This is a genomic window from Streptomyces davaonensis JCM 4913 (genome assembly GCF_000349325.1).
Taxonomy (GTDB): Bacteria; Actinomycetota; Actinomycetes; order Streptomycetales; family Streptomycetaceae; genus Streptomyces; species Streptomyces davaonensis.
The window spans coordinates 86,089-101,219 of record NC_020504.1 but is presented as its reverse complement, the minus strand read 5'-3'; the positions used below and the strand labels follow the sequence as shown (position 1 = coordinate 101,219).

Here is a 15,131-nt window from a genome sequence, read left to right as displayed (position 1 = left end):
CCGTCGAGATCGTCGCAGTAGACACGTACGGGCAGACGTTCCGATGGGACCGGCTGCTCGTCCGTTCGCGGTTCGCCCACGTCAGGGGGCGCGGGACCGTGGTTCCCGGTCGGCACATGGCGTTGCCGGCCACCACCGCCTCGACCGAGCCTCAGGCAGGGGGGCGTCTCGACGCTGCCCTGCAAGGGGCCTGGGGATCCATGCCGTCACGCCCACCGCGTCACCGTCAGCCGACCACCCCCGCCGCTCGTCATCGTCATCGTCCGAGCAGGGCCCGGGCGATCGCGTCGGAGATCGGCTGGGCCGTGTGGTCCTCGTAGAAGCTGTACGCCGGGCTGGGGTTGACCTCGAAGCAGAAGAACTCGCCCTCGTCCGTGAGGACGAGGTCGATGCCGGCGAGGGCGAGGCCCAGCCCGGTGGCGAGGTCCGCGCAGCGCAGCGCCAGTTCTCGGGGTGGGGTCCACGGCGTGAGGTCGGCGCGGCCGCCGTACCGGCCGGCGTAGCGGTAGTCAGCTTGGTCGGTCTCGATGCGGGTGGCGAAGACCTCGCCCGCGACGACGTGCACGCGGATGTTCACGCCGGGGATGTAGCGCTGGAACTGGACGGGGCACGAGCGGATCCGCGGCAGCCGGGCGACGGCCTCGTCGTCGAGGAGCCGGACGATCGAGCGCACCCCGCTGATCGACTTGTAGACGACCCTGCCGTGCCGGTCCCTGAAGGCCAGGGCGAGGTCGGGGTCGTCGGTGACGAGCGTCTCCGGGACACGGAACCCGGCCCGGCGGATCAGCTGGGCCTGGTAGGGCTTGGAGCGGTTGGTCGCCGCCGCGGAGGCGCGGTTCATCACGCGTCCCGGCGCGATCTCGATCCAGGTGCCGAGGGCCTCGTGCCAGGCCTGGCAGTGCCTCAGCGTTTCCTCGTCCGCGCCGCGCGCTTCCGGCAGCAGCCGCCAGTCCATGAGCCTGGTGTAGATGCCGGTGACGTCGGAGCACGGGACCGTCCGGCCGTCGCAGCGCAGGTGCCCGCCCACGTCCCCGCCGCCGTCGACACGGATGTCGATAGGGGTGTCGGTAAAGCGGCGTTGGTGCAGCACGGCGTACGGCAGGCCCCGGCGTCGCAGCGCGTCGACGACGAGGGCGATCGGACGCTCGCTCGCGATGCCGCAGACGATAATCACTTCGGCCTCGCCGGCAGCCGGGTCAGGTACGCGTGGAGGCCGTCCAGCATGGGGGCGCCCGCGATCCGAAGGTCGGGCAGGAGCGTCGCCCCCGCGAACCGCGCAAAGTGCTGGGCGTGGGCGTCGGGCTCCAGGTGGATGCCCAGGAGGTCGGCTCCGGCACTGCGGGCGAGGCGAAGGGAGGCCGAGGAGAGGCCGTCGAGCGCGCCCGCGCGGTGGCCGCCGTCGACGCCGGGGACGCCGTAGACGTCGTCGCCGAGGACGAGCAGAGTACGAGCGGGCTCCCGGTCCGTGGGCGGTTCGTGCGTGATGTCGTCGGTCAGCCGCAGGGGCGACACCTCCAGCCCCGCAGCGGCGGCGAGCACCTTCCACTCGGCGGGCGAGCGGAAGGTGCCGGACAGACCGAGCGCGCTCGGACGGTTCACCGTCACGGGAGCCAGGCACTGGAGCCAGCTGAGGACGAGGGCGTCCCACTCCGCCATCGCGTAGGCCGTATCGGCCGGGGTGGCGAAGCGAAGGTGGTCCACGGGCGCGTGGGTGAGTCGGTTCAGCACGCCGTAGACGGCGTCGCTATCGAGGCCACGGCCGCCGGGCAGGGCGACCTCGAAGCTCGCCCGCTCATGGCCGGGAGCCTCGCCATCGGTCCGGGCGTGGTCGGCCCGGTCCTGCCGCCCGCCACGTCCCTTCTCCTCGATCCGGTGCGCGGACCGTACGGCACGGGTCAGCGTCCCCGCGTCGACGACCTCCACCGGGTCGAGCCCTCGTTCGCGCAGGCCGGCGGCGGCCCAGTGAGCCGCCGGGTCCCCTGCGCCGCACAGCACCAGCCACATGACGGCCGCCGCCACGCTAGGGCGCCGGGTCCTCGTAGGCGAGAGCGCTCGTCGACAGGTCGGGGCGCAGCTCCGGGGGAATGAAGTGCTCGTTGAGGGAAGCGGCTCCGGCCCAGGCGAGGCCGGGGATGAGGGGACGGGGGAAGAGGTCGCTGACACCCATCATGTCAGGGAGGTGCTTCGAGGGCCCACCATCGCTGTCCTTGCCCTCCTTGCCCTCGGCTTTCTCTTTGTCCGGCTTCGAGCGGCTGAGGTGGAGCGTCCGCTCCGCCTCGTCGCGGGTGTCCGCCTGCAGTACGAAGTCGGTGCTGTCACTGCCGTGTTCGGTGCTGGCGACGCCGATAACAAGGGGACCGCATTCGCTCGGCTGGATGGGCGACGTCAGCGATTTGAGGAAGAAGCCCCCTCCGAGATCGGTCGACCCTTCGGTGAAGAAGACGAGCTCCCTCGTGCCGACGTTGGCCACGTTCACGACGATGTTGCCGATGAAGCCACCCGGGGAGGCGGTGCGGTGCTGGACCGATGGCATGAAGATCCGCGGTTGACGGGTGTCCTCCTCAAGGTCCGACACGACCCAGACGAAGAAGAGCTCCTTCTGCGCCTTGTTCGTGAGCCGCACCTGCCACTTCAGCTCGGACGGTTTGTCGATGTCCAGCCTCACGAGGAACATGTCGCCGGGCTCACGCGTCCAGGAAGCCGTGGCGTACGCGGTCAGGTGTTGGTCTTCGATCGTCACGGTTTCCGGGGCACGGGGTACGGCGGCCCACTTGCCGAGCGCCAGCCTCAGCTCGATGAGCGGCTCCGTCTCCCCGGTCGGTGCGCACGTCGGGTCCGAGGCGTTGAAGCGAAGGAACCTGACCGTGTTCGAGGCATCCACCTCGAAGGGGAACGGATCGGAGGGCTGCGGTCCCGGGGCGAGTCGCAGCGGTCCGTCCTCGGGATGCATCTGAAAGACCGGGTCTGCCATGGTCACCACGCTCCTAGGGGGACGATGTCGACGAAGACCAGCCGGCCCTGGCTCTCCACGGCGGAGCCCGTGTCGTTCGTGGCCTGTGGATGCGTCTCGTACTCCTGGACGACGATGCGCTGGGGGCGGTCCCCGGTCGTGGGGAGGTCGAGGTCGCGAGCCTGGCCGAGGGGTCCGGAGGTCTGGAGGACGGTGCTCCAGCCCGCGCCGCCGCCTGTGGCCGCGGCGGGTCCGACCTGGAGTTCGCAACGGACTTGGTTCGGACGGGGGCCTTCCGGGCCGAGGCCGTCGAGAAGGACGGTGGCCCGCCCCGCCGTGCGGGTGACGACGAGACGGCGATGGGGCGGGAGCTGCACGGGTTCCGTCCGTACCGCCGGGGACAGGGTGGGCACCCCTTCGGCGGTGTGGTCCTGGTAGCGGGCCACCGCCAGGCGGACGAACGGGAAGTAGGAGGCGGTGACGAGCGGGGACAGGTCGATGTCGGCGTACCAGCGGTCAGCTTCCGCGTCGAAACGGACGGGGTAGGCGATCACGTCGAGCACCCGTTCGAGTTCGGGCAGTTCCGCCCGCTCGCCGCGCGGGGCAACGACGTCGCTCCGGTTGAGGACCGGGGGCGGGGCGCCGGTGGTCCAGATCGGGTCGCGGCCCGCGACGCTGACGTAGCGCAGCACGTCGGCGGGGGCGGACGGGGCGGGCAGGGTGAGGACGGCGAGGCGTTCGTCGTCCCCAGAGGCGTACCAGGGCCGTTCGAGCAGGACGCGCAGGCCGCCGCCGTACCGCCACCGGGTGAGTGACTTCTGGCCGTCGTGCGAGCGGGTCCAGCGGAACGTCGGCACGGTGTGGAGGACCTTGGGAGCGGGCGGTCGGGCGGAGCTGGGCACGTCCGTGACCTCCAGGACGCCCTCGCTCAGGCAGGCCTGCGGGTCGGCGGCGGTGACGCGGGGGAAGAGAGCCCGGAAGCGGGAGACGGCGGTGGCGCGGTACGTGACGCGTCGGCGGCGTGTGTCGCCGAACTCCTGGCGGATCGTGGGGTACGCCTCGTGCCGTGGCGCGCGCTGGACGTCGTACGGGCCGAGGATCGCGGTCCGTTCGCGCTGGGTCGGTTGGTTCGGCGGGAGATCCTCGCGGTCGGTCCAGGCGGCCCGCAGGTCCAGACGGCCGGTGCTCGCGATGTGGAGGCGCAGGCCGTCGGTGCGCAGGACGGCGCTGGTGTCTCCGGGGGCCCGGCGGGCGGTGAGCAGGCCGGAGGGAGGCGCCAGGGGGCGCTGCACGGCGTGGACGAGCGTGACGGTCCGGGGCGGTGTGATGAGGCGGTTGCGGCCCTCGGTGATGGGGGCGAACGCGGTTTCGTTGGTGACGTCGATGCCCAGCCAGGTGACGATGCCGAACAGCTGGACGGCGCGGCCGTCCGGGCAGGAGGCGATGTCGAACGTGACCTCTTCCGCCGGTCCGAGGGTGACGATGAACGTGCGCTGGTCCGAGGAGCGGGTGAGTTTGCAGCCCTTGGGGCCGCCTTCGAGGCGGAGCGAGATCGGCTCGTACGCCGGCCAGGTGCCGCGCCACACGCCGGTGCGCTTGTCGCCCACGACCGTTCCGTACGTTCCGGTTTCGGGGTCGACGGGCCTGCGGCGTGGGTTCAGGGCGACGCTCTTGGTGGCGGGGTCGGCGAGCCAGGGCAGGGAGACACCCGTCTCCGGGAGGTAGACGTACGGGGCGGGGACGGTGGAGCCGGACTCCGCTCCCACGACCGTGGCACCGTGGATTTGGGAGACGTCCTGGTCGGCTCGCTTGGCGACCTCGAAGAACTCCTTCACCTTCGCGGCCGGTACGTCGGGGCCGAGGGCGGCGTCGAAGGTGCGCTCGTGCTGGAGGGCCAGGTCGAGGGAGCACGCGGGGGCGAGGAGGTGGCGAAGGTCGAAGGCCCGGTGGCCGTGGGCCGCCGCGTACGCCTCCGCCGTCGTGTCCCGGTCGCTGCGGATGACCATCAGGTCCAGGGTCTCGCCGTCGGCCAGTCTGCGGGTGGGGACGAGTTCCGGGGGCGGGAGGGGTTCGAAGCGGTGGTGCCGGAAGACGTTCGTCCATTCCTCTTGGGCCCCGGTCTCGTCGGGGCGCAGTCCGCCCCCGGCCAGGTCGGCGATCCGCACGCGGAGGCGGTAGTCCCGGCCGAAGCGGAGCCGGGGCAGCGATCCGGGGTCGGTCTCGACGACCGCTTCGAAGGGGGGTGCCTGGGCCGCGACCGGCATCTCGTCCCCCGTGTCGACGATCCGCTCCGGTCGCTCCGCGACCAGGCTCCAGCCGTCCCAGCGCATCACGGTCTGGTGGATGTACAGGGCGTCCCGGTCGTCGGCTCCGGTCGTCGAGGCTTCGGGGCGGACGAATCCCTCCTCGAGGAGGCCGGCGGGGCCGGTGCCGCCGGATGCGGCCTGCCCGATCGTCACGTCGCCGATCTTGTAGCGGACGCGTCGGCGGCAGAGGGGGTACCACTGCTTCTTGACCACGTCGTAGACGTCCACGCGGTAGCCGCCGAGCAGCGAGTCCGCCGTCACCGGCTGGGAGGTGAGACCGGCGGCCGTGGCTCGCTGAGCGGCCCTCCGGAGCTGCCTGCTGTGTTCCTGTCCGCGATCCCGTTCGACGAGCGCGAAGCCCATCGACCGCAGAGCGGGCAGTGCGGCGACGTCGGCTCCGTCCCGCTCGGCCGGCTGGTCGCGGGCGGACCCGGCGACGCCGACCATGCGCAGGGCGGCGCCGTCGACGTCGAAGGGCACCACCTCGTACCGTCCGCCGGCGTCCCCGGCGGGGGACGTCACACCGGTCCCGGCCAAGGGCAGCATGCCGCGCTTGAGTTCGGTGGCTGTCGGTCCCGGCAGTGACGCGGTGACGAAACGCGTGCCGTCGAGGAGGTAGGCGGTCTTCGGGGACAGGTCGTCCTGGACGGCCTGGGACCAGCCGGGCGGCGCGGAGCTGTCGGGGTTCGGCCACCGCGGAACGACGCGCAGCTCCTTCTCTCCGCCGGCCGCGGTCAGCGGGGCGATCTCCACGGCCAGGTCGACGAGCAGTCCGAGCGCGCGCAGCAGCAGCGGGTGATCGGCGAGGCGGGCGACGGTGTCGTGGAACTCGCGCACGGACGTGGCGGTGGACGGCGGAAGCGCCGTGAACGAGTCGTTCTCACGCCGGTAGAAGGCGTACGCCCGGGCGAGCGCCGACCGGGGTGCGGAGGGGTCTTCCCCCGCCGTGCCGTCCAGAGGCGCGAGTCGGGCCTGCCACATCGCGCTCACCCGGCTGAGCTCCGCCCGCAGTTCGGGGTGGGTCTCGGGGACCTCGCCGTCGTGGTCGAGGTGGACGCGGCCCGTGGCCGTATAGGCCTGGCGTACCTCGGCGGCGGCCTCGGAGGCCGGGAACTCGTGGACGTCCCGGTTGCCGTAGGAGGTCGTCCCGTACGGCGTCACCGGTGATTCGCCGCTGAACAGGGCTTTCCACGCGGAGAGTTGCTGCGCGGTGGTGAAGCGGATCTCCTTGTTCTCGATGGTGACGTGCGGGACCTGGTAGGAGACGACGGGCTGGGTGCCGCGGAAGACGTCGAACCGGATGGCCGCGAGCCGTTCGGGCCAGGTCTGCATGCCGAATTGCTTCAGCTTCCGCTCTGCCGGGGGTGCGATCAGCCGGGGGGTGAGGAGGACGGACAGCAGCGCCTTCGGGGTGGAGTGTCCCGGGACGAGGGCGACCCGTCCGGCCGGGATCGGGGTCCAGACGAACTGACGCCGCAGGTCTGAGGCTGGCATGGGTCACTCCTTCGCGAAGGCCCGGCAGTACGTCTGCCACGGGAACGAGGAGCCCTGGGGGCCGAGCGCGGCCTCGACAGTCGAGCCCCGCGGCGCGACGCCGGCAGAGGTCTGCCGCGCTTCCTCGGACGCCGTCAGGACGTCACGGGGATCTACGGCGAGGCTGGGGCCCGCAAAGCTCTTGCGGCATTCGAGGGTGACGGAGGTGGACCAGAAGGTGAGGTCGACGGAGATCACGAGCCGGGCGGAGCCGTGCAGCACGTTGCGCTCCACGTCGTAGGTGAGGCTGAGCGTCAGCTCCACGGAGACCCGGATCAGACCCAGGACGGAGACGCTGCCTCCGATCCGCAGATAGCCCGTGATCTCGATCCCGCTGCCCTGCTTGACGAAGACGACACCACCGAAGACGTGAACCTCGCCGGTCGCCACACCGAAGTCCAAGGCGACGCAGGCGCCGAACTCGATGCCACCGACGAACCGTTGCAGTCCCCCGTCGGTCTTGCCGGCGCTCACTCCGAGCTCCAGATAGCCGCCGCCTCCGAAGGGACCGACGGTGACGAGGAAAGGCCGTTCCCGGTGGGCGAAGGCGAAGTCGATCTCGATGGGACGCTGTTCGAGGGAGAGGGTGAGGCCGGTGCGGATCGCCAGGTTCTGCACGCTGAAGACACCCATGGCGAGGGTGGGCACGGCGATCGTGTACGTGGCCCTGATCGCGACCGCCGTGGTCTCGACGTGCGGCCCGCCGCGGCCCGCCTGCGGGATCTTCTCCGCGAGCGTCTTGACGAACCTGAGCTTTCCGGCGAGTCGTGCGTCCGCGAGCTCGAAGGTGAGCGAGGGGGTCTCTCCCGAGTTGCCGGTGAAGCGGACGTTCGTGAAGGTGAGGACGACCAGGGCGGAGGCGCGGGTCGGGATCTCCAAGGTAAAGTCCGTGACCTCACCGGTCGTGAGCAGCCGTGGCCGACCGGCGACGACCTCGGAGAGGACCTCCAGGGAGACCTTGGAGGTGGGGGTCTTCGGATGGAAGGGGTCGACCTCTCTCGTCAGATACTCGCTCCACTTCAGCTTCGCGGACGGCGCACCGGCCACGTCGGACAAGGTGATCTGCGGACGCGAGGTGATCTTGGACACGATGTCGCGGAGCGAGACGGTGCCGAAGAGTCTGGCTCCCTCTCCGAACATGTCCTGCGGCTTCGGCGGGAAGGGGCCGCCGGCGATCGGTCCGGCCAGCCGGGAGATCTCGGTGACGGCCATGTTCGGCGCGGCCACCATGCCGGTACGCGACCCGGCCGCGGCGAAGTCGATGACCTTCGGCACCGGGAGGGTGAGCAGGACCTCGGGCCGCTGGCCTCCCGTGGCCGTCAGGTACGTGTTCGAGAACTCGGCCCGCGCCGTCGGCGACGATCCGATCAACTGCCTCACCGCCGGCAGCGCGACCTCCATGCCGGTGACGCGAGGGTGGAAGCCGACGCCGTTCGCGGCGGGGGCGGCGCCGACGCCGCCGAAGGACATCGACCGTACTTCCTGGATCGCGCCGTCGAGCGGCTGGGTGGTGGTCTTCATGGCGAGTGCGATCTTGCGACCGACCTCTCCTGCGGGCCGTCCCGTGTCGCGATCGACGCCCGAGCGCGGTCCGTGGGCGTACTCGCTGTCGAGGGAGGTGGCGTTGGAGGTGCCGACGGCCGCGTCGTCGACGAACAGCATCGGCAGCCGGAAGTCGACGACCTCCCGGTCCGTCCGCGCGCGTACGGTGAACTCGACGGTGGTTTCCGACTGCTTGGGCCAGAACGCCTTGCAGGGCAGCCACACCGCCGTGTCGAGGCCCGTCAGCTGTCGGGGCTCGACGGACACCTCCTGGAATGGGAAGGCACGCTCGTACACTCTGCGGGCACCGTCGCTGTCGCCGATGCCGTAACGGCGCGTCGGCTCGGTGACGATCAGCGTGCGTGTCGTGCGGAGCGCCGCCACGGCCGGAGACTGCCGGGCGAACCGGCGCTCGGTGACCTCGATGAGAGCGGCCCGGTGTCCGAAGGGGAAGAGCGCGCCGCGGGTGAGGACGCGGACGTAGTAGTCGCGGCCCATCGCAGTCTGGTGGGTCCAGTCGAGTGTGGGCCATGAGGCGGAGGCGTCGAACCAGGCGCCGAACGCGCTGAGGATGAGCCGGTCGACCGTCACGGGCGGATCGGCGGACTGCACTCCGAGGGCGGCGATCGTCGTCGTGTAGTGGCCGAGCGGGGTGGCGAGGGCCGGCTCGTCCGGGAGGGCCTTAATGGGCCTCACCCGCAGCGCGTCGGCCCCGTCGGGGCGCGTGATCCGGCTGTGCCACAGCTCGGTGGTGCCGTTGTCGCCGACGGCGGGCAGGGCGTGGTGCGTGCAGTGGGCGCAGTTCGGCAGCTGCAGGAGCAGGCGCCAGGGCAGTTCGAGGCGGGCGGTGTCCGCTCCCGCAGTCTCGGGCGTCGCGACTAGGGGCAGTTTGCGCATGGCGGTCAGTACGCCGTCGACGGTTAGCGGTACGGCCTCCTGGCCGATGGCGAAGGCCAGCCGTGAGGGTCCCGCGATCCGCGCCTGGCTGGTCGTGCCCGTCTCGGAGACGGTCTCGGCGATGTGCTGCGGCGGGAACTCCACGATGAGCCTGGCGCCGGTCCCCGCAGCGACGAATTCCACCACGCCGTCGGCGCGGACTCTTTCGCGCAGTCCGCTCCCGCGGACGGTCAGTGCGACGAGGTCGTCGGGGCGCAGCGCCTGGTAGGCACGCACCTCAGACCAGATGTCGATGAGCTGCCAGTCGGACCAGGTGCGGTCGAGCTGCCGGTGCATCAGGGCCGTACCGGCCCAGACGGCGAACACGTGGGTGGACCCGGCCTCGTCGCGGACGGCGGCGAGGTGGGGGGCGGTCGTATCGTCGGTGGTGAGGTCGCCGCCGAGGTCCTCCCATGCGGTGCTCTCCGTCCACATACGGTGCCACAGTCTGTGACCGGCAACGGCGAAGAGGTCACGTTCCGTCGCAGCGAAGCCGGTGGGGCGAGGGTCGACGTCGGAACGTCGACCCTCGGAGAGCTGCCTGCGAAGGAGCGTCAACTGCTCTTCCGTCGGGAGCGGGTCGGGCGCCGAGGGCCGCGCCGCGAGCGGGTCGGGCGACGTCCACGGGGTCCAGCCGTGGCCGGCCGCGTCACCGGGGACATCGTCGACGGCATCGCCGACGACATCACCGGCTCCGCCGCCCGCCTCGGCGCCGGCGGCGTCCCCGGCCTCGGTACCGGCCTGTTCGGGGAGCGTGTCGAGGGCCCCGTCACGGGCCGCCACGAAGAGCCTGTGCTTCGTCCCGCGACCGCTGTCCAGGGCGAGGAGCTCGATCCGGCCGGGGCCGGAACGCACGGCGGTCAGCCAGCCGGTATGCTCCGGCGCTCCGGGCGAAGGCCACGGCCGGCCGAGCGAGTGCCACGCGCCCCAGCGGCCTCGGAGCGCGCCGGGGGGCGTCGTGCGCGTCCTGTGCCATACGCCGCCGTCACCGTCGCCGACGAACAGGTCAAGGCGGCCGGGGGCGGCCGAACAGGCGGTGAGCGCGGTCACCGTGGAACCCAGCATGGGACGTCACCTCATACGGCGGTCACAGCGTCTGGTAGGCGGGCTTCCCGAACCCCTGTACCTCCCGGATCGGTTTGGCGGACGCCAGCGCGGCGCCGGGCGGGGAGTCGGCGGCCATGCGGCCGTAGAACCACTGCACGAGGTCGATGTAGTAGTCCCACGGGAAGTACGGACCCGGGTCGGTGTGGCTGTTGTTGGGCACGTTGTAGTGTCCGCCGAAGCCCGTGAACCAGTCGCGCTCGTTCGGGGCGAGCGGCACCTCGATCGGGATGGCGTACGTGTGGCACAAGTACGCCGACAGCTCCGCCGAGGACTCCATCATTTCCGTGGTCCAGTCTTCTTCGCCGGTCGCGCCTGTGTATCCGTACTCGTGCTCGATGCCGATGTAGCGGGTGTTTCCTCCCTTGCAGTGCCAGGCCGTGTACTTCCCGTCCCGTGGGCCGTTGGGGTCGGGGTCGGGCAGCGGGACCATCTGGACGCGCCGACCGTCCCTGGCGACGATGAAGTGCGCCGAGACCTTGGACGCGGAGTTCTGGAAGTGGCCGATGGCTCCCTGGTACTTGCCCTGGGTGTAGTGGACGACGATGCCCTGCGGGACCAGCGGACCGTACGCGTCACGGTTCGGACTGTTCGTGTACGGAATACCGAGGCTCCGCAGGTTGCCCAGGTTCTGATGGAAGGCCAGACCCGATTGCTCGGGCGCCTCGCCGTCCGTCTGCACGGCGTACGTCGACACCTCGCCGCAATTCGAGCAGGTGAACTGCACGTTCTTGATGGTCATATCGCTCTCCAGAGACTGATCCGGCTCAGGGAGACGCCCTCCACCCAGGGGAGGAGAACGATCGATCGTTGATGTGACAACTTCTCAGCCGTGACGGACGATTCCGGTCCGCACTGAGCTGTCTCCCGGCAAGGGGGAGCCTTGACTTGGTCTTGTGCTGTCAGCACTACCGAACGTGGCCAGAAGCAGGACGGTTTCGAGTACGTCCAGTTGTCCCATTGCGAGCCCCTTCTGGTTTCGATGAGAATCGAACCTAATCTGAAGGAAACGGCCTAACCGCCGGCAAGGTCGATCGCGGATACCGTGCCGTTGCCGAGGTTGGCGACATAGACGCGGTTGCTGTGGGGTTCGAAGGCCAGTCCCTGTGGGCGGGAGCCGACGGGGATCCTATCGATCACGCTGGCGGAGCCGGGATCGATCACCCTCACCAAGCCATCGGGGTGGGTGACGTAGACGCCACCATGGGCATCAACCGCCAGACCGGTCGGGCTCGCGCCGACGTCGATAGTGGTGACGCCGTCGGTCGTCATATCGATCACCGACACCGTCTTGAAGCCGGAGTTGGCGACATAGACGCGGCGCTTTTGGGGATCGATCGCAATGCCCGTGGGGCGCTCTCCGACGGGGATGTTCTTGACCCCGGGGGGCGTGGTCGTGGCATCGATCACCGACACCTTGTTGTGGTCGGGTCGCGTGACAAAGACGCGATGACTTACGGGATCAACCGCCACGCCGAGAGGGTCCTTGACTTCGAAGAAGTCAGGGAACAGCAGGGGGGGATTGCTGCTGATTTTGATGATCGACACCCTGCCAAGACTGCGGTTGGCCACGTAGGCGCGACCCATAAGGTGATCGACCGCCAACCTCAGCCTGTCGGGTGACAGGGGGGCCCCGCCTCCGAGGTCGATAGTGGCAACGAGGGCGTGGAATCTGTCGAACGCCGACACAGTGTGAGTGCCGCCGTTGGCAACATAAACGCCGAATTGAGGATCGGTTGCCACGCTCTCCGGGTTGAAACCGACGTTGAGGGTAGCGCTCACCGTGTTCGTGACAGATTTGATCACCGAGACGGTGTTGGCGCCACTATTGGTGACGAAGACATTGTCATGAACGTCCACCGCCACGCTGATCGGCTTCACCCCTACGGGGATCGTGGCTACGACAGCCAGTTTTCCAGTTTTGGATGCTTTCATCGGTACACGACTTTCGTTGGGCCGCCGTCATCCTTGCGGTGACCGCCTCGACGGGATCGGCACGCGCGACGGCTCAGCTGCCGGTGGAGCCCACTGCCGTTTGACGGGGGGTCGGATGGGCGCTGGCCGCGCCGCCCATCCCTGCCGTGAGGCATAGGGCTAGCGCCCACACAGTTGCTGTCTTGCGGTTCGAAATGGCGCGCTCCTTTCCTCTGCGGAGGTTCGGCAAGCTCTAACCGCCTGGTCCTCGGGGTGGCAATGCCGCCCCACTTACCGACGATATGGTGCGTGCGTCAACGCAGCGTCATTGCCTCGCCATCTGTTCTCCGGGTGATCGCGGGTCGGCGTACGGACTCTGACGGCCAGTTGAAGCATCCGGGTGAACTGCGGTGAGGGCGGGACTCCGAGCTCCTCGCGAAGCAGCCGGCGGAAGGCTCGATAGTGGCGGACCGCCTCGTTCACATTGCCCTGCACGAGATGCGTGGCAACTACTGCTCTGTGCGCGCTCTCCCGCAGCGGCTCGCTTCGTACGCTCGTCAGCGCGGTCTCTAGCGCGATCCCGTATCGTCCCTCCCGCGCTAGGCGGTGGGCCAGCGCGTCGAGGGCGTGTAGTCGCAACTGCCGCAGCCGTTCTCGTTCGAACAGCGCCCAGTCGTCGTCCCAGCCAGGCAGCAATTGGCCTTCGTCGAATAGGACCGTTGGCACCGGCTCGGCGCACGGTGTAGCAGGGGAGCGCACCAGGTGCAGCGCCGTGTCGGCGAGCTCACGGGCGTCCACAGTCAGGGAGTCGGCGATCGCAATCGTGTTCCTGTCGCAGGTGACCAGCGCCCGGTCGCCGTGGGGCAGCTTGCACAGGGTGCTACGTAGGCTGCCCCGAGCGTGCGCCTCGGTCGCCTCCGGCCACAGCGTTCCCGCGAGGGCTGTCCGGCTGACGCACGAGCGCAGTCCTACGAGGGCTAGCAGACGTTGCGCGTTCCCGCACAGGACTACCGTCTCGCCCCCATACGCCAGCCGGAACTGGCCGAGGAGCCGGAGACAGGGAGCGGAGCATGATTCCGAGCGGGCCATCGTGTCTCTCAGAGGGTGGGGCTGCTTCACGGCGCCACGTAGCGGAATTCCGGTCCGTAGTTCTTTCCACTGCCGTCAGGGAGAGCGATCTTCATCAGATTACGAGCGGGTGTCCGCAGCGCGCCCATCTTGTCCACCGCGTCTTGCAGCAGGTCCGCGGCGGGTCCCGGAGCTTCTTGCTGCCAGGCCTGTTCGAGGAGTCCCAGCATGTCGCTGTAGGTGCGATTGAACGTGTCGAGGGCGGAAGCGGGCACGCCCGGGCCTCTCCGGGACCAGCCTCCGTGGGGCACAACACCCATCGGCAGGGTCTTGATCTGGGGCGGGTTGGGTGATTGTAGGGTCTCCAGCACTTTCAAAAAGGCGTAGTAGTGGGCAAGTTCACCCTGCTCACCCGGATACGGGTTCTCGGGCGACGTGGACGTCCCCTCGCCCTGCTCCTTGATGACCGTGATGGCCGACTCGACGTCATCAAGCGTCTCGAGGCGCTCGAGACTGTTCCCCGAGCCGTGGTGCGCCATGTTCCTCTCCACCTGCCGCTTGCCAGTGATGAGCTTAGGGTTCGCGCGGAAAGCCTCGAGGATCGCGGTGTAGAAGGCGCCGATCGAGGTGTAGGCCGCTGGGGCGGCCAGTGTGATCGGGTGGTCGGGCTTCTCGATCTTCGCGTACATCTCCACCGACTCCGGCGTCAGTCCGCTCAGGAAAACGGTGAGATCGGGCCGTACCCCGCCGGGTAGAGGGCCCGGGTACGCCGGCACCAGCGTGTCGCCGGTGAGGCGGGGTGTACCGCCGATTGTGGTGAGCAGGTTGCATGCGAGACCGAGATGCGACATCTCGTCGAAGACGATTCGACGCAGTGCCATGCGGATCTGGTTGGCCTTCCCGCTCGTGTCGTCGATCGACCACATGCCGCACAGATACGGGGGCAGAGTGGCGAGTTCCAGGAGGATCGCCTGTTGCACCGCTTTGTGAAGCCAGGTGGTGTCCCGCTGCTCCGTGGGCTGCCGCATCAAATCGACGATTTGGTTGCTTTGGGCGTACTGAACAGCGTTCACCGTCGGTCTCCTTCCGGACGGGTCCCCCCGCCCCCGATCGTCGGCCCATGCCGTCATCCCCTCGTCATCGGCGTGGTCGCCAGCGCCGCTTGACAGGGATTTTCCGCGTGAACCAGGGGGACGGCTCAGCCCCGAGCTCCGTGCGCAGCAGCTGCCGGAATGCCTCGTAGTGCCGGAGGGCTTCGATCATGTTGCCCTCGGCAAGATGTGCCGAGACCGCCGCCCGATGCGGGTACTCGCGGAGCGGTTCGATGCGGATGCTTGCTAGTGCGGCCTCCAGGGCCAGTGCTGGCATGTTGTGCCGTGCAAGCCTCTCCGCCAGGATGTCGAGTGCTTGCAGGCGCAGTCGGCGCAGCCATTCCCGTTCCAGGACGACCCAGTTGTCGTCCCAGTCGGGCAGCAAATCGCCCCGGTCGAGAACCCCTAACAGCAGGGGATCGGCATGGAAGGGACCGCGCCCCCTGACGATGTCGAGTGCGGTCCGGGCGAGGGTGCTAGCGTCCACTCTCACACCGTGGCCGAGCGTGAGCGACTCCTGCGTGCAGTGGACGAGTTCGAGTTTGCGGCCGTCGCTACTCAAGTGCCACAGCGAAGTCCGAAGGCTGCCGCGGGCGTGTGTCTCGGTCGCGTCCGGCCACAGGGTCTGCGCGACCACCGAGCGGCAGACGCACCCACGGAGTCCGATGAAGGCTAGGAGACGCTGGG

General features: G+C 69.4%; 10 protein-coding genes. All 10 read right to left on the bottom strand.

The genetic code is table 11. The annotated features are described in order from the left end of the window. Window positions 1–256: 256 nt before the first annotated feature. The 10 genes from BN159_RS00430 to BN159_RS00385 all read right to left on the bottom strand — a co-directional run bounded on the left by BN159_RS00430 (window position 257) and on the right by BN159_RS00385 (window position 15,006). Complete coding sequence (locus BN159_RS00430; RefSeq protein ID WP_015654878.1) at window positions 257–1,174, bottom strand: ATP-grasp domain-containing protein; 918 nt, start codon at window positions 1,172–1,174, stop codon at window positions 257–259. Further along, a complete protein-coding gene (locus BN159_RS00425) occupies window positions 1,171–2,019 on the bottom strand; it encodes a hypothetical protein (RefSeq protein WP_231905543.1) in 849 nt (282 codons plus the stop codon). The genes BN159_RS00430 and BN159_RS00425 overlap by 4 nt, the downstream gene beginning before the upstream one ends. A 1-nt stretch (window position 2,020) precedes the next feature. Further along, window positions 2,021–2,971 carry a hypothetical protein gene (locus BN159_RS00420; RefSeq protein ID WP_015654876.1) on the bottom strand — a complete coding sequence of 317 codons (951 nt, stop codon included), beginning with the start codon at window positions 2,969–2,971 and terminating at the stop codon, window positions 2,021–2,023. 2 nt (window positions 2,972–2,973) lie between these two features. Beyond that, window positions 2,974–6,750 (bottom strand): hypothetical protein, encoded by a 3,777-nt coding sequence (locus BN159_RS00415; protein ID WP_015654875.1) that lies wholly within the window; start codon window positions 6,748–6,750, stop codon window positions 2,974–2,976. 3 nt (window positions 6,751–6,753) lie between these two features. After that, the gene (locus tag BN159_RS00410; protein WP_015654874.1) at window positions 6,754–10,332 is read right to left on the bottom strand and encodes a hypothetical protein; all 3,579 of its coding nucleotides are present in this window, start codon (window positions 10,330–10,332) and stop codon (window positions 6,754–6,756) included. Between the two features lie 22 nt (window positions 10,333–10,354). Next, the gene (locus tag BN159_RS00405; protein ID WP_015654873.1) at window positions 10,355–11,113 is read right to left on the bottom strand and encodes an N-acetylmuramoyl-L-alanine amidase; all 759 of its coding nucleotides are present in this window, start codon (window positions 11,111–11,113) and stop codon (window positions 10,355–10,357) included. Window positions 11,114–11,385: 272 nt separating this feature from the next. Then, on the bottom strand, window positions 11,386–12,252 hold the full coding sequence (locus BN159_RS00400; protein WP_231905542.1) for an SMP-30/gluconolactonase/LRE family protein: 867 nt from the start codon (window positions 12,250–12,252) through the stop codon (window positions 11,386–11,388). A 324-nt stretch (window positions 12,253–12,576) separates the two neighbouring features. Continuing rightward, on the bottom strand, window positions 12,577–13,374 hold the full coding sequence (locus tag BN159_RS00395) for an AfsR/SARP family transcriptional regulator (RefSeq protein ID WP_015654871.1): 798 nt from the start codon (window positions 13,372–13,374) through the stop codon (window positions 12,577–12,579). Between the two features lie 26 nt (window positions 13,375–13,400). Beyond that, complete coding sequence (locus BN159_RS00390) at window positions 13,401–14,426, bottom strand: ferritin-like domain-containing protein (RefSeq protein ID WP_015654870.1); 1,026 nt, start codon at window positions 14,424–14,426, stop codon at window positions 13,401–13,403. Between the two features lie 64 nt (window positions 14,427–14,490). Next, window positions 14,491–15,006, bottom strand: a complete 516-nt coding sequence (locus BN159_RS00385) for an AfsR/SARP family transcriptional regulator (RefSeq protein WP_231905541.1) — start codon at window positions 15,004–15,006, stop codon at window positions 14,491–14,493. Window positions 15,007–15,131 lie beyond the last annotated feature (125 nt).